Here is a 21638-nt window from a genome sequence, read left to right as displayed (position 1 = left end):
TTTGAAATGAAAAGCACCTTGAATCTTAGAAGAATCAAGGTGCTTTTTGTATCTGTTAGTATTTAAATAGAAAAAATTATTCGCTATCTGTTTCAGTTTGCGCTACTTTTAATTTTTGCTTTAATAATGCATAATCTTGCGTTAATGTTACAAGTTGATGGTGTAGCTTAGAAATTTTTCTTGTTAGGTCAAAAATTAAGATGAAACAGAATAATAATCCAAATAAGAATAAAATGGATGGTGGATATTCTACTTTTAATAGTTTTCCAATCCAATTTATAATTTTATCAGTAGAACTTAAAATAGCCATTGCAACACAAACAAAAATCCACAAAATAGCATATTTTGTTTCTAAAGCCCCGCGACGGATAGAATTAATAATTAAGAAGAATAATAACAAAATAAAGATGAATGAAAAGGTAATTATATGCATTCACTATCAACCTTTCACGATTTTTTGCATCAATATAGCAAGGCTTACTTTAATCATGTAATATGCAGATTTAAGAGGTGTGATGGAAGATTGTCCACCTTGTCGCTCTTGCATATTTACAGATATCTCATTAATGCGAAGTTTTTTCTTTTTTAAATGAATAAGGACTTCTGGCTCTGGATAATCTTTTGGATAATTGTGTGCAAAAATCGTAATTACTTCTCGATTAATAGCACGATATCCAGAAGTTGGATCCATAAATGTTTGTTTCGTTAAAACTTTCAGTAGGGCAGTAAAATAAAAAATACCGATTCTTCTTGAAATACTACCTTTGTAAGCTGTTTTTTCTGTAAAGCGTGAACCTAGCACCATATCACATTGGCCTTCAGCAATAGGCTGTATAATTTTGTATAAATCATCCGGATTATGTTGTCCATCAGCATCGAACTGAATTGCAATATCATATCCATTCTCATATGCATATTTATAGCCAGTTTGTACAGCTGAACCGATGCCTAGATTATATGGTAGATTAATAAGATGAACAGGGAAATTTTTTACGATTTGAGCTGTTTTATCTTGTGAGCCATCATTAATAACGCAAATGCTTAACGCTGTAAAATGTTGTTTTAGTTCTAGTAATCTTGTTAATGTATCTGCAATTGCTTCTTCCTCATTATAGGCTGGAATAATAATTAAAGTTTTTGGTATTGAAATTGGTACTTCGATAGACATTACCGCACCACCCCTTACATATTTAACTATATTATGGTTATTTATAAACAACTTTACTTAATATACCATTAAAAGTATAAGAAAATAAAGGAAAAACTGATGGGTGATTTTAGGAGGAGACCACTGAATACAAAGGCAAGCGATAGTATTTTTTATAATAAAAAATACATGCAAGGAAGAACCTGTGCATGTATGATGAAAAGATTGTATTAAATATTCCAAGGCTTACTTAAAGTTAAAACTTCAGCCATCTCTTTACTTTTTAAACGTCCCTTTTTTCGGTTTTCCGCGCGTTCTAAACCGGTTGTGTGTAACCAATGTTCTTCCTGAGTTTCAGGTAGTACTTGTGGTACCGACGAAGGTTTTCCATCTTTTATTGCCACAAATGTAATGAAGCAAGTAGCGGCAATTCTACGCTCGCCTGCTAATAAATTTTCTGCGATTACTTTTACGAAAACTTCCATTGAAGATTTCCCTGTATAACATACAAATGCTTCATAACAAACAGAATCAGCTTGGTGAATTGGAGTTAAAAAATCAACTGAATCAATAGATGCTGTTACGCAATGTTTACGACTATGTCTTGCAGCCGCAATTGAAGCAATACTATCAATTTCTGCTAATAATTTCCCTCCAAAAAGTGTTTGGTGATTATTTAAATCGTTAGGAAAAACACGTGTTGTCTTAATTGCTTTAGATTCTCGCATGAATTTCTTTTCCATATATTCAGCCCCTATAGTCTGTTTTCAATCAGAATAATATGTGTAAGTGGATTACTCATATTAGATATTTAATGAAGTAAAGTGTATTCCAAAAGAGGATTATTTAAACTTCTGTATTTGTATTCATGTAACTGAAAGAAAATTTATTTTATCTAAAATGTAGTGTAAAAGAGGATTCGCTTACATTGCAAGTAAAAAGTAATGACTATGTATTTGTCATAGAAATTCCCTGTTAACCTTGTACCCATTCATGATAGAATCGTTTTGTTATGAATGGAAATAGAGGTGCAATGGATATATGAATCATATACAAACAAATTTTTCGTCTTTCTTCAGTAAAATAACGATTGGTGCGATGCTCGCATTTTTTGTTTATAGTTGTTGGTCGGCTTTTGAAACAAGTAAGCAATTTTTTGGGGGAAGTACAACAAGTATAACAATCGTATTAGTGATTTTTGTTATTCTTATTTTGTTAGTGGCATCGATTTTGCAATATCGTTTCACAGATAAACAATTTCTTATTTTTCTTATAAGCGTATCTATAGTTGTAAGATTTATCACAGTTCTATTTGTAGATGGTCCAATAATAGGTGATATGAAAGCTATGTATGAGTCTGCAAAGCAGATTGCAATTGGCAATAATATAGAGAATGTAGCGCAGTTACCTTTTATTATTTATGAATCGATCATCATTCGTATATTTGGTGATACGGTATTCGCTTTACAATTATTTAATATTTTATTTTGTACAGGAACTGCATTTTTCATTTATCGCATTGCGTCAATGGTATTTGGAGAAGAGTGTGGTCGTATTGCGTCCGTGTTTTATGCTTTATATATTCCAAATATATTTATGAGTTCGGTATTAACGGCGGAATCACTCGCAATATTTTTATTTTATTGTGCTTGTTACATACTTTTATATAAAGGATTGGATCATCCTTATATGTGGGTAATTTCAGCCATTTTATTTGCACTTAGCAATATGATTTTCCCAGTGGGGTTATTTTTACCTGTTTTTATAGCTGTATATGTGCTGTTAATTGAATTATTTCAATCAGGGGCGAAACAAAAATTACTATTAAAAATGATAGGAATACTTATTCTGTTTTATAGTACTCATTTTGGTGTGAGCTATGGTATCAAGATGATGGGAATGTCACAGTATACGATTTCTAATCAGAATTATGTTCAATCTGTTTTAATTGGAAAAAGTCAAAATGAAGAAAAAGCATCTAAAAATCAAAGTGTAAAAGAGCACATTGATCAAGAGTTAAAAGAAATGGAAGTAGAAAGATTTAACCTGTTAAAACCAGTTATTAGCCAGTTTTCAGATGAGGGAATAAATTCTATTCTTTTTAAATGTGAAAAGCTTATATATATAGTGGTGACACTGTTTATGGCTATAGCTTTATTACATTTTCTAATTAAGAAACAGCAAAATGAAGGATATATGTTGTTTGTATTATTAATTACCGGATATGTATCGTTAAGGCTCTTTCAAGTAGATATGGCATACTATAATATTATTATGCCAGCTTTGTTTATTTTACAAAGCTTTGGTGTTTATATGAGTTATTTTTATTGCCAAAAAATATTTTTCAGAAAATAAAAGAATCCATTTCGGATTCTTTTTTTGTATCGATTCGCCTTATCGGTTTAGTTCAAGTTGTAAATTATCCGCTGTTAAGGCCATTTTCGAGGAATCATCTTGAATACTCTTCATTACTTATGGGATAGTTTCTAATTCATTTTCAATTTTTTATATATAATTACTCTATAGTATATAGAATTGTATATAAATTAAGAGAATTCTATGTAGAATTCTCTTAATGGCCCTTATTAATTTTTGCATGTGTTTTAAAGAAAACTGGGAAATGTACGTTATATATTACGGTGACTACACGAATAACGAATGTTACTAATAAACAGACATAGAAAGCTAAGACGTGTGCCCCCATTGCATGTGTAATTAGGAAACTAACTGCTCCTAAAATAGAAGCAATTGCATATATTTCTTTTCGGAATACATACGGGATATCTTGAGCGCAAATGTCGCGTAAAATACCGCCTCCAATACCTGTAATAACTCCCATTGAAACGACTAAAAACGAGGCGTCAACGTGATGTGACATTGCTGCATTTGCACCAATAGCTGTAAATACACCTAAACCAACAGCATCAGAAAGCATAATAACAACTTGAAGTTTATTAATACGCTCAAAAAACATACATGTGAATAATGCTGATAGTACACTTACGAAAAAGTAAATGGGTTTTACAAATGCGACAGGAGGCAGGTTACCAATCATAATATCACGAATAATACCGCCGCCGAGCGCAGTAGCTACAGCTAAACAAAGGACACCAAATAAATCTAAATCTTTTTTCAAACCAACTAATGTACCAGAAATGGCAGCGGCGATAATGCCAAGAAACGTAAATATATCGATTAATAACATGGCTTTAATTCCTTCCTCTTAAAGATGTTCCAGAGAAAAAATATACACTAAAGTTTTGGAAATAACAATTACTTTTCGTTACATGTAGAAAAATGGATGAAATAGCTAAAGAAAGCGTTTGAAAATGCTTGATAAGTAGCAATGAAGTAAAGAAAAAAAGTGCGGGAAGATTCATTTCATAGTTTTTTTGAGGTAGCTTAGTTAGAGGGAGGGTACAATAGGAGAAGTCCTTTTTTTATACATTTATATAAAATGATAAAAAAATATTTTTGTACTGTCGAAAATAAGTACATATGTGTTAGATAGTTTTTATAGGGATAGGAAAGGATAGCTAAAGGACAATGTTTTCGGTTACTAATAATGCTGGATTTGAATAGTTTCGGCATGAAAAATAGTTCTCAATTTAAATATGAGTTATGTTATAATTGCTAGGTGTGTTTAAACAGTAGAAAACTATGATTAAAAGATAATGTGAAGATTTTGTATGGAGGTCTTGGAATGTTAGCAAATCAAGCTAGGGTTAGATTTGAGCATTTTTTGCTCTTTTTTATTATTTTACAGCCTGTTTTAGATTTATTAACGTCTCTTAGCATTGAGTTATTAAAAGTAAATGCGACAGTTGGAATTATGGTAAGATTCCTCATTATGGCAATGGGTGGCATTTATATTTTAATTCAGGCAAAAGAAAGAGAAAATAGGAAGTTTTTGATTTATCTTGTATTACTAGGAGTTGTATTAGGAATAGGATTTATTAATAACAAGTTAATCAAGAGTCCTATTGTACTCGCAGAAGAAGTTAAATTCATTGGAAAAGCATTGTATATATATATTATGCTCAGCTCATACATTTTAGCTTTAAAATCACTGAAGAAGACAGTAAATATTAGCGATAAAGTTAGAAATAACATTGTGTATTCAACATTAATTATTAATGCTGTTATGGTTATTTCTATTACAACTTCTACAGATTTTGGAAGTTATGAGTGGATGAAAGTTGGTTCCCGAGGATGGTTCTATGCAGGTAATGAACTTGGGTCAATCTTAGCTATTATTTTCCCTATTGTGGTACTATATTCTATTCAAAAAACAAAGAGCGTGAAGCACGTTTTATATTGGATTCCATCGCTGTTAATGATTTACTCTTTAATTCAAGTTGGAACGAAGGTAGGAATGGGCTCAATTGGTGCTACGTTAGCGGCAGCAATCGGGATTATTGTACTACAATTATTATTTGATAGAAAAAATCCAAACAAAAAAGCTCTTGTACTTAATGCATTAATTGCTATTGTCCTATTAGTTGGTGTAGTTGGAACGTTTAAAAAGACACCATTAGCACAAAATATGGGTATTCATAATAACTATTTATCAGAACAAAATGTAGCACAACAAGGGCAAAAAGAACAAGAAATTAAAGAGAAAATAAAAAAAGAACAAGAAATTAAAGAAAAAGAAGAAAAACAACATAAAGCTGAAAAACCGGAAGAAAAAGCAAAGATAGAAGCGGAAGTTAAAAAAGAGGTTGAGAAAGAGCAAAAGAAAGAAAATCAAGAAAATCTTATTTTCAGCGGACGTCAAGTATATGAAGAAAGACATAAGCAATTCTTTAAGGAAGCGCCAATGTCACAAAAATTATTAGGAATGGGTTACGCAGGTAACTTTAAGTATAATGAACAAAAAGAGCCAGATCCGAAGTTAATAGAAATGGACTTCCATGATTGGTTTTATGATTTCGGAATTATTGGTTTTGCATTAATGATGATTCCATTTATTTATTACGGCTTAAGAATCTTACTAGCATTTGTTACAAGATTTAAGGAAATATTTAATATAAAATATGGAATGATTTCAGCAAGCTTATTATTAGCACTAGGCATTGCGTACATTGCAGGACATATTTTGACAGCACCAGGAGTGGGTATTTACTTTGTAGTGGTGTTAGCTTATCTAATTGTAGATCTAGAAATTGAATGATAAAAATAAAAGCTAACTTTTGTTAGCTTTTATTTTTTAGTACAGTAAAATAAAGATAGATGGAAATGTAGCGAGGATTTAAAGGAGGAAAAAATATGAGGATATTGCATATGAATGCAGGAGCAGAAGATGGTGGAGGAAAAACACATATTATTTCACTGCTCGATCAGTTTCCGGATGGTGAAGTAGAATTAGCAGTATTTGAAGATGGAATTGTTGCGAAAGAAGCAAGAGAGCTAGGGATAAAAGTTCATGTGTTTTCACAAAAATCTCGCTATGATTTATCCATTTTAAAAAACATAAGTGAATTCATTAATAAAGAAAAATTTGATGTAGTTCATACACACGGTCCTAGGGCAAATTTCTTTGTTTCTTTAATGAAAAAGAAATTCGTGGCAAAATGGGTAACGACAATTCATAGTGATCCATTTCAAGACTTTACTAAACAAGGCCTAAAAGGTTGGATTTTTACTAAGTTAAATTTAAAAGCTTTAAAAAATATAGATTTATTTTTTGTTGTAACGAATAGGTTGAAAAAAAGCTTAGCGGCATTAGGGATTTCAAATGAAAAGATGCATGTTATTTATAACGGTATTGAATATGATCAGGAAAAAGCAGCTGGCTATAATAAAAAGGAAATGTTTAATATTGATGAAGATGTGTTTACGGCAATCCAAGTAGCACGTCTGCATCCTGTTAAAGGACATGAAGTTTTATTCGATGCGTTACAACAAACAAAATTGGAGAAGATTAAAGTATTATTAGTTGGTGACGGGCCGTTAGAAGGAGAGTTAAAGGCGTTAGCTACTGAAAAAGGAATTAATGATAAAGTTGAATTTTTAGGGCACCGTCAAGATGTGAAACAATTATTTGCTTCATCACATGTAAATTTATTAACTTCCCATAGCGAAGGATTTCCGTTAGTTTTATTAGAAGCAGCAAATCAACGTGTACCATCAATTGTGACTAGGGCGGGAGAAATCGAGCCGTTAATCGCAGATGAAACTTACGGGTGGATTGTGCCAACTGGTGATGGAAAAGCATTAGCGTCGGCATTAGAAGAGGCATATGATAAGTGGAAAACAGGAGAATTAGCAGCAATGGGAAAACATATTTACGAACATGCTACTATGAACTTCTCACTACAAAAGTTATATGAAGATACGAAAGAGACATATAATCGATTAATAGAGAAAAACCTTTAATAATAGAGAGGATAGTTAATTATGGCAGTACAAACAGTTGATGTTCTAGGCGTTCCTTTTTCTACAATGACAATGGATGAAACGGTCCAATATTTAAAGGAACAACTAGAATTGGAGCGAACTCATACTTTTCAGGTAGTAACAGCAAACCCTGAAATTGTTATGTGTGCAAAAAAGGACGAGAAATTCCGTAAAACATTATTAAATACAGATTTAATTACACCTGATGGTATTGGGGTTGTAAAAGCAAGTGGTATGCTTGGTACACCTGTGAAAGAACGTGTAGCAGGTTTCGATTTAATGTGTAATTTATTTGCGAAGTTGTCAGAAGAGAATAAACCAGTATCTGTTTTCTTATTAGGTGCAAAACCACATGTTGTACAAGCTGCAGCTAATCATTTAACGAAGACATATTCGGCTGTATCTATTGTGGGTACACAAGATGGGTATTTTAAACAAGAAGAAGAAGAGAATATTGTTTCTCGTATTCAAGAAGCAAAACCAGATCTATTACTTGTTGCGCTGGGCTTCCCAAGACAAGAAAACTTTATCCAAAACAATAAGCATCGTTTAGAAACGAAAATGGCTGTTGGAGTAGGCGGTAGTTTAGATGTGTGGGCTGGAGAGGTAAAACGTGCGCCAAAATGGATCCAAGCTATCCACTTAGAGTGGTTTTACAGATTATGTAGTAATCCAACACGCTGGCGTCGTCAGTTAGTACTAGCTGAGTTTTTAAAAGAAGTAATGCGTTCAAAAAAGTAGCGGAACATCGCTACTTTTTTATTTGTTTATTTTTGATAAAGTGAAACTTTAATCAGTAGGGGGTGTTCATCCCCCACTGATTATTAGCCCTCACCAATCGGGCGTTTACGGGCAGCCAGACTCCCACCTAATTTCTTTGCTCCAGCTGGATTTTGAGGTGGGAGTTTTACTGCCCTCAAATAGCGGGATAAATATTTTACTTTGGGGGAATGATGAAGGAGAATTTTTTACACGAAAGTATTTTACTTATACAATACACACATGTAAAATGATGTGTAAAGACAGCTGTGTAAGGAGGACTTCTTGTGAGCAAGGTAAAAGAAATTTCGAAGCGAAAGCTACTTGGTATAGCAGGGCTTGGATGGCTATTTGATGCAATGGATGTTGGAATGCTTTCATTTGTAATAGTGGCGTTGCAAAAAGATTGGGGATTAAGTACTCAAGAGATGGGTTGGATAGGTAGTATTAACTCAATTGGTATGGCTGTAGGAGCGCTTGTCTTTGGGGTACTATCAGATAAAATAGGACGGAAATCGGTCTTCATTATTACATTATTACTATTTTCTATTGGTAGTGGCTTAACAGCCTTAACGACGACACTCACAATGTTCCTCGTGTTACGCTTTTTAATTGGTATGGGACTCGGCGGAGAACTCCCAGTTGCATCTACCCTTGTATCAGAGAGTGTTGAAGCGCACGAACGTGGGAAAATAGTTGTACTATTAGAAAGCTTTTGGGCTGGTGGCTGGTTAATTGCAGCTCTTATCTCGTACTTTGTGATTCCTAAATACGGTTGGGAAGTTGCGATGGTATTAAGTGCAGTTCCGGCTTTATATGCTTTATATTTAAGATGGAATTTACCCGATTCTCCAAGGTTTCAAAAGGTTGAAAAAAGGCCATCCATTATTGAGAATATAAAATCGGTTTGGTCTGGGAAGTATCGTAAAGCAACAATTATGTTATGGATTTTATGGTTTTGTGTTGTCTTTTCCTATTATGGAATGTTCCTTTGGTTACCTAGTGTAATGGTACTGAAAGGTTTTAGTTTAATAAAAAGTTTCCAGTACGTACTTATTATGACATTAGCTCAATTACCAGGATATTTTACAGCAGCATGGTTTATTGAACGTCTTGGTCGTAAATTTGTATTGGTTACGTATTTAATTGGTACAGCATGTAGTGCTTATGTGTTCGGAATCGCGGATTCATTAACAGCATTAATAGTTGCGGGTATGTTATTATCCTTCTTTAACTTAGGTGCTTGGGGTGCATTATACGCTTACACACCTGAACAGTATCCAACAGTTATTCGCGGTACAGGCGCAGGAATGGCAGCGGCATTTGGACGTATTGGGGGTATTCTTGGACCACTATTAGTAGGATATTTAGTTGCTTCACAAGCTTCACTATCGCTAATATTTACGATTTTCTGTGGATCAATTTTAATTGGGGCACTTGCTGTGATTATACTTGGGAAAGAAACGAAGCAGCAGGAATTGGTATAAAGTGAAACCTCAATTAGTGGAGGTTTTGTCCATTCCCTGTTGATTATTAGCACGCACCAATCGGGATAAAAGAAAAGGGGAAACCAAAGTGGTTTCCTTTTTTCTGTTTTTTTAGATAAATAATGGTATAGTAAGAAAAAGGGATTGTTTCTTACTAAAGCGAATGTATACAACAAGACATATGGACAAAGGAATTAGGTGGTTGGATAAATGAAAATTTTACTTATCATGGAAGAGACAGAAGAGCGAAGAAAATTAGTTGAGTACTTTACTGAGAACATTCGAAATGTAGAATGTTTTGAAGCGAGAACCGGAACAGAATCTTTGCTAATAATGAAAAAACATACACCTGATTTTGTTTTTTTAAATTCGCAACTAGTAGACGGCACTGGTTTTGAATATTCGAGCTTGTTACGAGAAGTGAATTGTTATACAAAATTTATTTTTATTGGTGAGGATATAGAAGAGACAATTACAGCTTTTCGTTTCCAAGCATTTTATTATTTATTGCAACCATTTCGTGAAGAAGATTTACAATTCATTTTATATAAAATGGGGAAAGAAAAAAGTGAGAAAGCAAAGAGCCATTTGCGTAAACTGCCGATAGAAGGTCATGAGGGAATTAGATATATTTTTCCAGAAGATATTATATATGTAAGTAAAAATAAGGAAAATAAAACAGTTTCAATTTATACAACGAATAATCATTATATTTCAACATATACACTTCAGGAATTAGAAAATAAGCTTAATACATACGATTTTTTACGTGTACATAAAAGTTATTTAATTAATATGTTATATGTACAAGAACTTAAACCTTATTATAATGGCACGTATAATTTGTATTTAGACGGGTACGATGAGCAACCGATTCCAGTAAGTCGTAATTATGTAAAACGACTTCGAAATAAAATTGAACTATGACAAGTAATGAGAGAATTTTAACATGATAAACTAGAAATCCTTCATGATAAGGAGGATTTAACTTAAATATTCAGAAAATTTAGTACAATCTCCACTAAGAAGTAGTAATGGGGGGATTGTATGTGAAAACGTTGAAGTCAATTTTACTTTGGGGAGTTATTGCAGCATTAGGAGCATTTGCTTTTGGTGTAATAGCCTTATCTCAAGGTGAAACAATTAATGCTGTATGGCTATTAGTTGCTGCTGTATCAGTGTATGCGATTGCTTATCGCTTTTATAGTAGATTTATAGCGAGGAAAGTTTTCGGACTAGATAATAATAGGCAAACACCTGCTCATACATTAAACGATGGGAAGGATTATGTTCCGACAAATAAATGGGTTTTATTTGGCCATCACTTTGCAGCGATTGCAGGAGCAGGTCCTTTAGTAGGCCCGATTTTGGCGGCGCAGATGGGTTATTTACCCGGGACAATTTGGATTATTGTTGGAGTAGTTATTGCTGGAGCTGTACAAGATTTTGTAATTTTATTTGCTTCGATGAGACGTAACGGTAAATCATTAGGAGAAATGATTAAAGATGAGATTGGTCCTGTTACAGGATTAATTGCAATGATTGGTATTTTAGGTATTATGATAATTTTATTAGCGGTATTAGCTTTAGTAGTCGTGAAAGCGCTCGTTGGAAGTCCATGGGGAATGTTTACAATCGCAGCAACGATTCCAATTGCTATTTTAATGGGAGTTTATATGCGTTACATTAGGCCAGGACGTGTAGGAGAAGGATCAGCAATTGGTATTATTCTGCTAGTTTTATCTCTTGCTGGAGGACAATATGTAGCAGAAAATCCGACGCTTGCAAGTATGTTTACTTTTAGTGGTGAGACAATTGCTATTATGCTTATCGTATATGGATTCATTGCATCAGCATTACCAGTTTGGATGCTTCTTGCACCACGCGATTATTTAAGTACATTTTTAAAAATAGGAACGATACTTGGATTAGCAATCGGAATTTTAATTGTAGCACCAGATTTACAAATGCCAGCAGTTTCGCAATTTATCGATGGAACAGGTCCTGTTTTCTCAGGCAACTTATTCCCGTTCTTATTTATTACGATTGCCTGCGGTGCTGTGTCTGGATTCCATGCTCTCGTTTCATCAGGTACGACGCCGAAAATGATTGAACAAGAAGGACATGCACAGCCAATTGGTTATGGAGCAATGTTAATGGAGTCATTTGTAGCAGCGATGGCTATGATTGCAGCTTGTGTATTAACACCGGGAACTTATTTTGCAATTAATAGCCCAGCAGCACTAATTGGAACTGATGTATCACAAGCAGCTCAAGTTATTTCCTCATGGGGATTTGCTATTACACCGAATGAATTAAAAGAACTTGCTGTTAATGTCGGAGAACAGACCATTTTATCACGTACAGGTGGCGCACCAACATTAGCAATTGGTATGGCGTATATATTTTCACAAGTAATAGGCGGAACGGCGATGATGGCATTTTGGTACCATTTTGCGATTCTTTTTGAAGCACTATTTATTTTAACGACGATTGATGCTGGAACACGTGTAGGGCGATTTATGATTCAGGACATTTTAGGTCATGTATATAAGCCGTTTGCGAAAACAGATTCTACATTAGCAAATGTGATAGCTACAACACTATGTGTACTAGGATGGGGGTACTTTTTATATCAAGGGGTGGTAGATCCTCTTGGTGGAATTAATACGCTATGGCCACTTTTCGGTATTGCAAACCAAATGTTAGCAGGTATTGCATTATTACTTGGAACGACAATTTTGTTCAAAATGGGGAAAAAAGCATATGTTTGGGTGACACTTATTCCAACTGTCGGATTGCTTATTGTAACCATGACAGCTGGTTATCAAAAGCTATTTCATGAAAATCCTAAAATAGGATTTCTATCCCATGCAAAGGTGTTTCAGGGAGCATTAGATGAGGGGAAAGTGTTAGCGCCAGCTAAAAATGTCGCTCAGATGAAGCAAATTATTTTCAATGATTATATTGATGCAGCACTTTGTGGGATTTTTATGATAGTTGTAATCGCTGTATTAATTTCTGCACTTCGAATTTGGATCCAAGTATTAAGAAATAAGCCAATGCCGCTAAAAGAGGCGCCATATATTCCTAGAGATGAAAGTGAGTCGAGGAACTATGCTTAAAAGTTTACGGAACGTATGGGGAAAGAGAAAGCAATTTATTAGTTTACTTGTTGGAGTTCCAAGTTATGAAACGTATGTAAATCATATGAAAGCGCATCACCCAGAAGAGAAAATTCTATGTCAAAAGCAATTTTTTGCTGAGGCACAAGAAGCTAGATTTAATGCAAAAGGCGGAAAGATATCACGATGTTGCTAATGGAGGAGACGAAATTTCGTCTCCTTTTTTATTTTGCTGTTCCACGTGGAACAGTAAAATAAAAAATATTGGGAATTATAGGGATTCCATAATACAATAGCATATAGAAAGGGATAGATGGAAAAGAAAAAGTAGGGAGATTATTTTATGTTCAGAGATCTATTTGTAAATATGACAATTATTCTTTCCTTTATCTTTGTGGGTGCTCAGCTTTTAAGAGATAAGCCGTTAAAAGAGGGATTCGCTGTTTGGCAAAAATGTGTAGTAGGTATTTTTACTGGGATATTAGGGGTATTATTAATGTATTTTGGTGTACATATTGAAGATAGTCTGTTGGATTTACGTTACTTGGCAGTTATTTTGGCAGTTATAATTGGGGGGCCGATAGCCAGTAGTATAACAGTTGCTATCATTTTAGTAACCCGGCTACTTTTTACTGATTACTCTTTAGCCTCTGAATTAGCTTGCTATACTATCATAGTAACCGGAATTGGTATTGTCTTCATTTGGCGGATGAAAATTTCTATATTTACAAAGTGGATATGGCTTAATGTGTATAGCTTGTCTATTTTAATATTACCACTGTCTATTTTATTTAAGGATGTATCTGTAGTGGTATTATATTTTGTTTGTAGTATTGTTGCAGGATACATCACATTTGTAAGTGCAAGTTATGTATTACAATCGAATGAATTATTTCAAACGATGAGGCATTATGCAACGATAGATGCATTAACGAATCTAGGAAATGTAAGACAGTTTGATTTAGAGATGAATCGTCATATTGATAACAAGTATATGAAAAATGGTTCACTCTGTTTATTACTTATCGATATTGATCATTTTAAGTATGTAAATGATACATACGGTCATCCTGCTGGGGATGAAGTGTTAAAACAAGTAGGGCGTATTTTGTTAGAGAATGGACCATTCCCTAATTTGGTTTTTCGAAAGGGTGGCGAAGAATTTGCCCTGTTGATACCGAAAAAGGGATTAGCATTTGGAACTCGTATAGGGGAACAAATTCGACTAGCTGTTGAAAAGCATTCATTCCAACTGAAAAACGGGAAAAAAATTAAAATTACAGTTTCTGTTGGGATTTCAGAGTATAAAAAATCACCTGAGCAATTTATTCAAGCAGCGGATGATGCATTATATTATTCAAAAAGAAATGGTAGAAACCAAGTTAGTTCAGCATCATAGGAATTTGGGGAGTACTTTAAAACATTTTTGCAAGACATACTAAAACCGACAGAACAATGAATGCTCTGTCGGTTTTAGTATGTTTTTTAATTTATTATTAGACAAGCTCTTTCTGTGCAACGAATTTACGATATGCACCGTGATGTGTTGGTCCTACATATTCGTTAATCTTAAATGAATGACGAATTGCAGCTGTGATGAATTCTTTCGCAGTTTTTACTGCTTCTTTCACAGATTTTCCTTTTGCAAGTTCTGCTGTAATTGCAGCAGAATATGTACAACCTGCACCGTGTGTATTTGTCGTATCGATCTTTTCTGATTCTAGAAGATCGAATGTTTCGCCGTCATATAACACATCAATAGCAGTTTCTGTGCCTAGCTTGCTACCACCTTTAATTAGTACGTATTTAGCACCTAAAGCATGGATTTTCTTTGCAGCTTCTTTCATGTCCTCAAGAGAATTAATTTTTACACCACTTAATTGATACGCTTCAAATAAGTTTGGCGTTACAACTAATGCTTTTGGAACAAGAACGTCACGTAAGCAGTCGTTTGTTTCAGGGTGTAATGCTTCATCCGCCCCTTTACATACCATAACAGGATCAACTACTACATTTTTGAAATTGTGCTTTTCAATTGTTTCCGCAACCATTTCGATAATTTCTACTGATCCAAGCATACCTGTTTTTAAAGCATCTACGCCAACACCTTCAATTGTTGTTTCTAATTGTGGTTTTAATGTAGACGCTGCGATTGGGAATACGTTATGTGCCCAACCGTTATGTGGATCCATTGTTACGATTGTCGTAAGAGATGTCATTCCATATACGCCAAGTTCTTGGAATGTTTTTAAATCTGCTTGTATACCAGCACCGCCACTTGTGTCAGAACCAGCGATTGTAAGTGCCTTATTTAATGTCATTATGAAAGCCCCCTCAAGTGATATAATGAAAACTATGTTTTCACTATTATATCAATGTTACGAATAAGTACAAAGTGAAAAGTAGATGATTTACTTGAGAAGCGATTTAAAATATTGTATGTAGGAGACTTGATATGTTTCGAGATAATCGTACAAATGAATTAGTTATATTAAAAGAGATTGCAGAAACGTTGAATACCTCAAATGATACCTACCATGTATTGCAAGCGGTCCTAGAAAAATTACTAAGTGTAACAGGTTTAACGACAGGATGGATTTTTCTTGCGGATGAAAATGGGAAGTATACGAAGTTAATCGATTACCAATTACCAGAGGCACTTACATATGAAAATAAACGTCCGATGTGTGAAGGTGAGTGTTGGTGTTTACGAGGCTTTGTAGATGGAAAATTAAAACGAGCTGTTAATATTATTGAATGTAAAAGAATTAATAATGCAATTGAATATAATTGGGGAGATACGGAAGGAATTCTTCATCATGCTACGGTTCCTTTAAAAGCTGGAGGAGAAAAGTTTGGCGTATTAAATGTAGCAAGTCCAGGTAAAACACATTTTTCGGAAGAAGAATTAGTACTACTCCAATCCGTTGCTTTCCAAATTGGAACGGCTTTAAAGCGGGCAAAACTATATGAAAATGAAAAGCGAAGAGCGCATTATTATGTGAAATTAGAGCGTTTTATTCAAGCCTTAAGGGCGATTCATAAATTTAATGCATTGCCAGAGGGGATTGTAGAACAAATAGGGAAATTATTTTTATGGGAGCAAGTTGTATTCTTCATTAGAGAAGAAAATGAACTTGCTGTAAGGGCTTCTTATAAGATGGATGAGCTACAAGAAGATTTGAAGTTAGCGGCACAGGAAGCGCTGGAAAAAGAAGAACCTGTTTTGTTAAAGAGTCAGGTTAGTAATATAGCACATCCTAATAGTGCAGTTATTGCCATTCCAATACATATTCAAAATCATATATTTGGCGCATTAAGTGTAAGTTCTAATAATGGAGAATTTGATATAAATACGATAGATGTAGTACAGGCTTTAGCAAATCATATATCATTAATGATAGAAAACTTAAGGTTAAATGAAAAACGCCGAGAGCTTGTACGAATGGAAGAACGTAATCGTTTAGCTAGAGATTTGCATGACTCTGTATCACAAAAATTATTTTCATTAACTTTTATGACGAAGGGTGCTGAAGCTGTTTTAAAAGGCCAAAATGAAAAGGTAGATAGTTCTTTGTATGAGATGCGTGAACTAGCGCAAGGTGCTTTGAAAGAAATGAGGACCTTGATTTGGCAGCTTCGTCCGGCAGGATTAGAGAAAGGGTTATTACCAGCTCTAAAGCAATATGGCGAAAGTTTGGGATTGAAAATTCGGGAACAGGTTACTGGTGTTCGTGATTTGCCACGCGTAGTAGAGGAAGCGCTATGGCGAATTGGACAAGAATCTTTAAATAACGTAAGTAAGCATGCGAATGTACGAGAAGCGACGATTTATTTCAAGGTGACGGAGAAAAATGTATCATTAGAAATAATCGATCAAGGAAACGGCTTTGAAGAAAAGGATATAAAAGAGAAGAAATCACTTGGTATGACTACGATGCGTGAAAGAGTAGAATTAGTTGGTGGAACAATTAAAATTGTAAGTGATAAGAAAAGAACAAGTGTAAAAGTAAATGTACCATTATGATGTGAAAATGAGGGAAGTTTGTGAAAATAAAAGTATTGTTAGTTGATGATCATACAGTCGTTTTAAAAGGATTAGCGTTTTTTCTAAGTACACAGGAAGATTTTGAATTAGTTGGGGAAGCCAATAATGGAAAAGAAGCGTTAGTGAAAGTAGGAGAAACAAATCCTGATGTTGTACTAATGGATTTATATATGCCTGAGATGGATGGGATTGAGGCGACAGCTTGTATTAAAAAAGAATATCCAAACGTGAAAGTAATTGTCTTAACTAGTTTTTCTGATCAGGCTCATGTATTGCCAGCATTGAAAGCTGGAGCGAGTGGTTATATTTTAAAAGATGTAGAACCAGACCAACTTGTTGAAGCTATTCGAAGTGCGTATAAAGGTAATATTCAATTACATCCGGAGATAGCAAATGCTCTTCTCTCTCAAACATTACCGGAGGAAGAGAAAGAAGAAGAACCTTCCGTTCAAGTGGATGTGTTAACAGCGAGAGAAAATGAAGTATTGCAGCTATTAGCGAAAGGGATGAGTAATAAAGAAATTGCCTCTGTTTTAGTTATTACGGAAAAAACGGTAAAAGCTCATGTGAGTAGTATTTTGAGTAAGTTACATTTATCAGATCGCACACAAGCAGCATTATATGCAGTGAAAAATGGAATTGTATAAGACTAAAGTTGTAAGACCTAGTTCGCCTTTAGAAGGTGGACTTTTTTTATGGAAAAATACGTCTATGTGAGGACGAAATTGTCTTGATATAAAGATAAAATGTATTTGTAAGCAACAACAATTACAAGGGAGTAGCCCTTTTTCGTAAGTAATATATAACAACATAAGAGTGAGTAGTAGGAGGAAAAGAATCATGGCAACAGTTTTATTTGTAAAAGCAAACAACCGCCCAGCGGAACAAGCAGTAAGTGTGAAATTATACGAGGCATTTTTAGCAAACTATAAAGAAGCACATCCAAATGATACAGTAGTAGAACTTGATTTATATAAAGAAGAATTACCATATGTAGGCGTAGACATGATTAATGGTACATTCAAAGCAAGCAGAGGATTTGATTTAACAGAAGAAGAAGCAAAAGTAGTAGCAGTTGCTGATAAGTATTTAAATCAATTCTTAGAAGCTGATAAAGTTGTTTTCGGTTTCCCATTATGGAACTTAACGATTCCAGCCGTATTACACACGTATATTGATTATTTAAATCGTGCTGGTAAAACGTTTAAATATACACCAGAAGGTCCAGTTGGACTTATTGGAGATAAGAAAATTGCGTTATTAAATGCACGCGGCGGCGTATATTCTGAAGGACCAGCAGCTGAAATGGAAATGGCTGTTAAATACGTAGCAAGCATGATGGGCTTCTTCGGTGCAACAAAAATGGAAACAGTAGTTATCGAGGGACATAACCAATTCCCAGATAAAGCAGAAGAAATCATTACTGCAGGTCTTGAAGAAGCAGCTAAAGTAGCAAGCAAATTTTAATTGAAATTATAATCGCCACTCAAAAAACAGCATTAACTTTTATGTTAATGCTGTTTTTTATATTTTCAGCTCGTCAGCAAGTTTTTCTAATTGATTTCGATCTTGTATATAATATGTTCGGCTTTCTTTTTTTAAATAGTTTTGCTGGCAAAACTGGTTTAATACATATAAAAGATGGCGGTAACTGACGTTTAAGTATTCTGAGGCCTCAGTATGTTTTTCGGTATAGCAATTATTTTGTTCCGTTAATAAAATAAACGCAGCTAATCGGTTTTCAAACGGATAACTATAGTTTTTGGCGTAATTTTCTGTTCGGGTAATTGTTTTTTCTCCAATAAATTTGCATAGTTTCTGTAGAAAGGTAGCATCTTGCAATAAAAGATGCTGACAATCTTTAAGAGGGAGCGCTAAGCAAATACAATCTTCAATCACCTCAACCGCTTTCGTAACAGATTCTACGCCAATTAATCCTAATTCCCCAATGAATGAAGGTGCTTGAATAAAATTAATTAAAGAGACTTTCCCATTTTTATGGCTCATATATATTTTTGCTTTCCCGGAAATTAAGTAATAGAGATAAGGGAGATCGATTCCCTCCTTACATATCATCTCTTTCTTTTGAAAAGAATGTAGTTCTACAAATGGTAAGACATGAAAGGAAAAAAGAGTATGGAATTGATGAATTTGCATGTATTGATAAATTTCTTTCTCATTTTTACTGATTTTCATATTTTCACCCCTGTTTGTAGTATGAGATATCTCCTATTATTTTTACAAGGAAGAATGATACGATTTATGTAAATTTGTTTTTGTAGAAAAGGGAGTGTGAGGGGTTTATGAAAAAATATAAAACATTGCTATTTGATGTAGATGATACATTGTTAGATTTTCAGAAGGCGGAGAAAGTGGCGTTACGTATGCTCTTTGAAGAGAAAGGGATTCCTTTAACTAGCGAGGTTGAAGCGCAGTATAAAAAAGTTAATAAAAGCCTTTGGGATGCTTTTGAAGAAGGTGAAATAAACCGTGATGAAGTCGTAAATACACGATTTTCGATTTTGTTTAAAGAGTACGGGGAAGAAGTAGATGGGATATTATTCGAAAATAATTATCGTAGCTACTTAGAAGAAGGAAACCAACTCATGCAAGGTGCATTTGAATTTATAAATCAAATTCAAAGTGAGTATGATTTATATATAGTGACAAACGGTATTTCTAAGACGCAAGATAAACGTTTACGTAATGCAGGATTACATTCATTGTTTAAAGATATTTTTGTTTCTGAAGATACGGGATTCCAAAAGCCGCTGAAAGAGTATTTTGATTATGTTTTTGAAAGGATTCCTAACTTTGCTTTTGAAGAAGGGCTCATTATTGGGGATTCGTTAAGTGCCGATATTAAAGGTGGATATGTAGCGGGAATTGATACTTGTTGGTTTAATCCAGAAAAGAAACCAAATAATAGCGAGATTGTGCCAACATATGAAGTGCATAGTTTTGAAGAGTTATACGCGCTATTAAAGCAGCGTGTGTAATAAAGTGAAACTTTAATCAGTGGGGGTTTTGTCCATCCCCCACTGATTATTAGCCTTCACGAATCGGGCTTTTACGGGCAGTTATCTCCCACCTAACTCCCTCGCACTCGCCGGATTTTGAGGTGGGAGTCTTACTGCCCACAAATAGCGGGATAAAAATAGGCAGTGGAACTTTTGTCCCTACTGCCTATTTTTATTCGTTTGTAGCTTCGTTGTTTTTAGGAAGTGGAAATGCATTACCAATCGCTGCCGCTCCAAGCATTGGTAATAGTAAATTGAGCGGGAAAAACATAAGTAATAACAAGGTTATAGCTATTGGCTTTCGTAACGCATAGCTTGAGATTGCTGTTGTTACGATGGCCACAGATGCGATTGGATCTATAGGAAGAATGGAAGCCATCGCGAATCCGATACTTGATCCAGCAAATATAATTGGGAAGATATGTCCACCGCGCCAACCTGTATTTAAACAAACGGCAGTAATACATAATTTTAAAACTCCTGAAAGAAGTAATACCCAAAAAGATAAATTGCTCCATTCAACAACTAAATCTTTCAATTGATGTTCTCCAGAAAATAATGTGTATGGGAGGAAAGTCCCCGCAATTCCTAATAAAACCCCACCTATAATTCCAAGTGTTAGTTTGTATTCGCGGAAAGGATGGATAATTTTCTCTAATGTAAATTCTACTTTGAAATAAAGGAAACCAACGATAGCACCGATACAAGCAAGAGGGAGAAAGGCGATCCATTCATTGATTGAAAGAGATCCTTCCCCAAAATCAACAATAAAAGATCCACGATTATCGAGTTTACTAAGCAATAAATAAACGGAAAAACCAGCAAAAGTAGTAGTTAAATATACAATTGCTTTTTTTCTTTTAGAAAACCCATTAATTTGTTCACCCTCATTTTCATTCGGAGCTAAATAACCGAATAATGGTGCATTAAAAATTACACTTAAAGTAGCACCAATTCCAACTTCTGTTAGTTCGTTCATTCCCTTTAAAGCGAAGTTAAAGCGATCCCCTACCCATGTACAAAGTCCACCGATAATTCCAACAAGTGCGGCCTCTGGACCTAGACTAGCTCCAAATATTAAAACGATAAGCGCAGTTAAAGTAGCTTTATGTACAAAACGGTATTCAATTCTACCTGTTTTTTTATATTCACCCATTACTTCTGGCATAAGACGTGGATATGTACCGAAGTATTTTTGTGTTAAACCAACGAGGATACCGCCGATGATTGTTACACAAAGAGTGTAATAAGGGGGAGAGGAGAAAACGTTAGGTAAATATCCCCAAATAAAGTGGATTCCGATATTTAGCGTAACTAAAAATAACCAAACTGTAGCCCCTACTATAGAGCCTAAAAGAATGCCATATAGGACGAGTATATAGTGCATGTCTTTTTTATTTGTCATGTTATACCTCCGTTATGTAAGTTTTAATGTAGAAAGGATTAAATATGCTAGTGTGAAATGAATTGAATATATATAGTATCTTTTTGAGAGGTTGGCTTATTCAATATATTGAAGTCTCATGAGAATCTTGAACCTATACGCTTAAACTACTTATTTAATTCTATATATTGATCGAGGTTTTTAAAAGGTCTTTTTTAAATGAATATGGAATATATTTCTTTTGTTGTTTATATTAAAGTTCTTGC

General features: G+C 34.3%; 20 protein-coding genes. 13 read left to right on the top strand and 7 right to left on the bottom strand.

Features of this window, described 5'->3' with window-relative positions; translation table 11 throughout:
- Positions 1-76: 76 nt before the first annotated feature.
- The 3 genes from LUS72_RS26840 to LUS72_RS26830 all read right to left on the bottom strand — a co-directional run bounded on the left by LUS72_RS26840 (position 77) and on the right by LUS72_RS26830 (position 1890).
- Positions 77-433, bottom strand: a complete 357-nt coding sequence (locus LUS72_RS26840; RefSeq protein WP_097831394.1) for a DUF2304 domain-containing protein — start codon at positions 431-433, stop codon at positions 77-79.
- A gap of 6 nt (positions 434-439) precedes the next feature.
- Complete coding sequence (locus LUS72_RS26835; protein ID WP_000021473.1) at positions 440-1168, bottom strand: glycosyltransferase family 2 protein; 729 nt, start codon at positions 1166-1168, stop codon at positions 440-442.
- 209 nt (positions 1169-1377) lie between these two features.
- On the bottom strand, positions 1378-1890 hold the full coding sequence (locus LUS72_RS26830; RefSeq protein WP_000412126.1) for an acyl-CoA thioesterase: 513 nt from the start codon (positions 1888-1890) through the stop codon (positions 1378-1380).
- A gap of 298 nt (positions 1891-2188) precedes the next feature.
- Here LUS72_RS26830 and LUS72_RS26825 point away from each other — a divergent pair, with 298 nt between their 5' ends.
- Complete coding sequence (locus LUS72_RS26825) at positions 2189-3502, top strand: ArnT family glycosyltransferase (RefSeq protein WP_264448481.1); 1314 nt, start codon at positions 2189-2191, stop codon at positions 3500-3502.
- A gap of 217 nt (positions 3503-3719) precedes the next feature.
- Here LUS72_RS26825 and LUS72_RS26820 read toward each other — a convergent pair whose 3' ends face one another.
- Complete coding sequence (locus LUS72_RS26820) at positions 3720-4352, bottom strand: trimeric intracellular cation channel family protein (protein WP_097831396.1); 633 nt, start codon at positions 4350-4352, stop codon at positions 3720-3722.
- A gap of 498 nt (positions 4353-4850) precedes the next feature.
- Here LUS72_RS26820 and LUS72_RS26815 point away from each other — a divergent pair, with 498 nt between their 5' ends.
- From LUS72_RS26815 to LUS72_RS26780, 8 genes are all read left to right on the top strand, one after another.
- A complete protein-coding gene (locus LUS72_RS26815) occupies positions 4851-6323 on the top strand; it encodes an O-antigen ligase family protein (RefSeq protein WP_264448480.1) in 1473 nt (490 codons plus the stop codon).
- 95 nt (positions 6324-6418) lie between these two features.
- Positions 6419-7528: a glycosyltransferase family 4 protein gene (locus tag LUS72_RS26810; RefSeq protein ID WP_097831398.1), complete on the top strand. Its 1110-nt coding sequence runs from the start codon at positions 6419-6421 to the stop codon at positions 7526-7528.
- A 21-nt stretch (positions 7529-7549) separates the two neighbouring features.
- A complete protein-coding gene (locus tag LUS72_RS26805) occupies positions 7550-8290 on the top strand; it encodes a WecB/TagA/CpsF family glycosyltransferase (protein WP_097831399.1) in 741 nt (246 codons plus the stop codon).
- Between the two features lie 305 nt (positions 8291-8595).
- Positions 8596-9795, top strand: coding sequence for an MFS transporter (locus tag LUS72_RS26800; protein ID WP_097831400.1), 1200 nt, complete (start codon positions 8596-8598; stop codon positions 9793-9795).
- A 210-nt stretch (positions 9796-10005) separates the two neighbouring features.
- The gene (locus LUS72_RS26795) at positions 10006-10722 is read left to right on the top strand and encodes a LytR/AlgR family response regulator transcription factor (protein ID WP_097831401.1); all 717 of its coding nucleotides are present in this window, start codon (positions 10006-10008) and stop codon (positions 10720-10722) included.
- Between the two features lie 122 nt (positions 10723-10844).
- Positions 10845-12920 carry a carbon starvation protein CstA gene (gene cstA / locus LUS72_RS26790; protein ID WP_097831402.1) on the top strand — a complete coding sequence of 692 codons (2076 nt, stop codon included), beginning with the start codon at positions 10845-10847 and terminating at the stop codon, positions 12918-12920.
- Positions 12913-13116 (top strand): YbdD/YjiX family protein, encoded by a 204-nt coding sequence (locus LUS72_RS26785; RefSeq protein WP_097831403.1) that lies wholly within the window; start codon positions 12913-12915, stop codon positions 13114-13116. The genes cstA and LUS72_RS26785 overlap by 8 nt, the downstream gene beginning before the upstream one ends.
- 147 nt (positions 13117-13263) lie before the next feature.
- A complete protein-coding gene (locus LUS72_RS26780) occupies positions 13264-14319 on the top strand; it encodes a diguanylate cyclase (RefSeq protein WP_097831404.1) in 1056 nt (351 codons plus the stop codon).
- A 97-nt stretch (positions 14320-14416) separates the two neighbouring features.
- On the opposite strand, the gene pdxK is transcribed toward LUS72_RS26780, so the two are convergent.
- A complete protein-coding gene (gene pdxK / locus LUS72_RS26775) occupies positions 14417-15241 on the bottom strand; it encodes a pyridoxine/pyridoxal/pyridoxamine kinase (RefSeq protein ID WP_097831405.1) in 825 nt (274 codons plus the stop codon).
- Positions 15242-15375: 134 nt separating this feature from the next.
- On the opposite strand from pdxK, the gene LUS72_RS26770 reads away from it, so the two are divergent.
- The 3 genes from LUS72_RS26770 to LUS72_RS26760 all read left to right on the top strand — a co-directional run bounded on the left by LUS72_RS26770 (position 15376) and on the right by LUS72_RS26760 (position 18435).
- Positions 15376-16947: a GAF domain-containing sensor histidine kinase gene (locus LUS72_RS26770; RefSeq protein ID WP_097831406.1), complete on the top strand. Its 1572-nt coding sequence runs from the start codon at positions 15376-15378 to the stop codon at positions 16945-16947.
- 20 nt (positions 16948-16967) lie between these two features.
- Complete coding sequence (locus tag LUS72_RS26765) at positions 16968-17615, top strand: response regulator (protein ID WP_097831407.1); 648 nt, start codon at positions 16968-16970, stop codon at positions 17613-17615.
- Positions 17616-17808: 193 nt separating this feature from the next.
- Positions 17809-18435, top strand: a complete 627-nt coding sequence (locus tag LUS72_RS26760) for an FMN-dependent NADH-azoreductase (RefSeq protein WP_097831408.1) — start codon at positions 17809-17811, stop codon at positions 18433-18435.
- A gap of 57 nt (positions 18436-18492) precedes the next feature.
- Here the strand turns inward: LUS72_RS26760 and LUS72_RS26755 are convergent, their stop codons facing one another.
- Positions 18493-19164: a transcriptional regulator YeiL gene (locus tag LUS72_RS26755; RefSeq protein WP_097831409.1), complete on the bottom strand. Its 672-nt coding sequence runs from the start codon at positions 19162-19164 to the stop codon at positions 18493-18495.
- A 107-nt stretch (positions 19165-19271) separates the two neighbouring features.
- Between LUS72_RS26755 and LUS72_RS26750 the strand changes: the two genes are divergently transcribed.
- Complete coding sequence (locus tag LUS72_RS26750) at positions 19272-19967, top strand: YjjG family noncanonical pyrimidine nucleotidase (protein ID WP_097831410.1); 696 nt, start codon at positions 19272-19274, stop codon at positions 19965-19967.
- 193 nt (positions 19968-20160) lie between these two features.
- Here the strand turns inward: LUS72_RS26750 and LUS72_RS26745 are convergent, their stop codons facing one another.
- Entirely contained in the window at positions 20161-21393 is a 1233-nt protein-coding gene (locus LUS72_RS26745) for a chloride channel protein (RefSeq protein WP_097831411.1), read from the bottom strand.
- Between the last annotated feature and the right edge of the window lie 245 nt (positions 21394-21638).

It is taken from the genome of Bacillus cereus, from assembly GCF_025917685.1.
GTDB lineage: Bacteria > Bacillota > Bacilli > Bacillales > Bacillaceae_G > Bacillus_A > Bacillus_A cereus_AT.
This window is presented reverse-complemented; position numbering and strand designations above follow the sequence as displayed.

What these genes read in the sequence shown, in the direction of transcription:
- LUS72_RS26760 (WP_097831408.1), top strand. Translation starts at nt 17,809, where the DNA reads ATGGCAACAGTTTTATTTGTAAAAGCAAACAACCGCCCAGCGGAACAA.
- LUS72_RS26745 (WP_097831411.1), bottom strand. Translation starts at nt 21,393, where the DNA reads ATGACAAATAAAAAAGACATGCACTATATACTCGTCCTATATGGCATT.
- LUS72_RS26825 (WP_264448481.1), top strand. Translation starts at nt 2,189, where the DNA reads ATGAATCATATACAAACAAATTTTTCGTCTTTCTTCAGTAAAATAACG.
- LUS72_RS26820 (WP_097831396.1), bottom strand. Translation starts at nt 4,352, where the DNA reads ATGTTATTAATCGATATATTTACGTTTCTTGGCATTATCGCCGCTGCC.
- LUS72_RS26805 (WP_097831399.1), top strand. Translation starts at nt 7,550, where the DNA reads ATGGCAGTACAAACAGTTGATGTTCTAGGCGTTCCTTTTTCTACAATG.
- LUS72_RS26750 (WP_097831410.1), top strand. Translation starts at nt 19,272, where the DNA reads ATGAAAAAATATAAAACATTGCTATTTGATGTAGATGATACATTGTTA.
- LUS72_RS26780 (WP_097831404.1), top strand. Translation starts at nt 13,264, where the DNA reads ATGTTCAGAGATCTATTTGTAAATATGACAATTATTCTTTCCTTTATC.
- LUS72_RS26785 (WP_097831403.1), top strand. Translation starts at nt 12,913, where the DNA reads ATGCTTAAAAGTTTACGGAACGTATGGGGAAAGAGAAAGCAATTTATT.
- LUS72_RS26810 (WP_097831398.1), top strand. Translation starts at nt 6,419, where the DNA reads ATGAGGATATTGCATATGAATGCAGGAGCAGAAGATGGTGGAGGAAAA.
- LUS72_RS26755 (WP_097831409.1), bottom strand. Translation starts at nt 19,164, where the DNA reads ATGAAAATCAGTAAAAATGAGAAAGAAATTTATCAATACATGCAAATT.
- LUS72_RS26840 (WP_097831394.1), bottom strand. Translation starts at nt 433, where the DNA reads ATGCATATAATTACCTTTTCATTCATCTTTATTTTGTTATTATTCTTC.
- pdxK (WP_097831405.1), bottom strand. Translation starts at nt 15,241, where the DNA reads ATGACATTAAATAAGGCACTTACAATCGCTGGTTCTGACACAAGTGGC.
- LUS72_RS26830 (WP_000412126.1), bottom strand. Translation starts at nt 1,890, where the DNA reads ATGGAAAAGAAATTCATGCGAGAATCTAAAGCAATTAAGACAACACGT.
- LUS72_RS26795 (WP_097831401.1), top strand. Translation starts at nt 10,006, where the DNA reads ATGAAAATTTTACTTATCATGGAAGAGACAGAAGAGCGAAGAAAATTA.
- LUS72_RS26770 (WP_097831406.1), top strand. Translation starts at nt 15,376, where the DNA reads ATGTTTCGAGATAATCGTACAAATGAATTAGTTATATTAAAAGAGATT.
- LUS72_RS26835 (WP_000021473.1), bottom strand. Translation starts at nt 1,168, where the DNA reads ATGTCTATCGAAGTACCAATTTCAATACCAAAAACTTTAATTATTATT.
- LUS72_RS26815 (WP_264448480.1), top strand. Translation starts at nt 4,851, where the DNA reads ATGTTAGCAAATCAAGCTAGGGTTAGATTTGAGCATTTTTTGCTCTTT.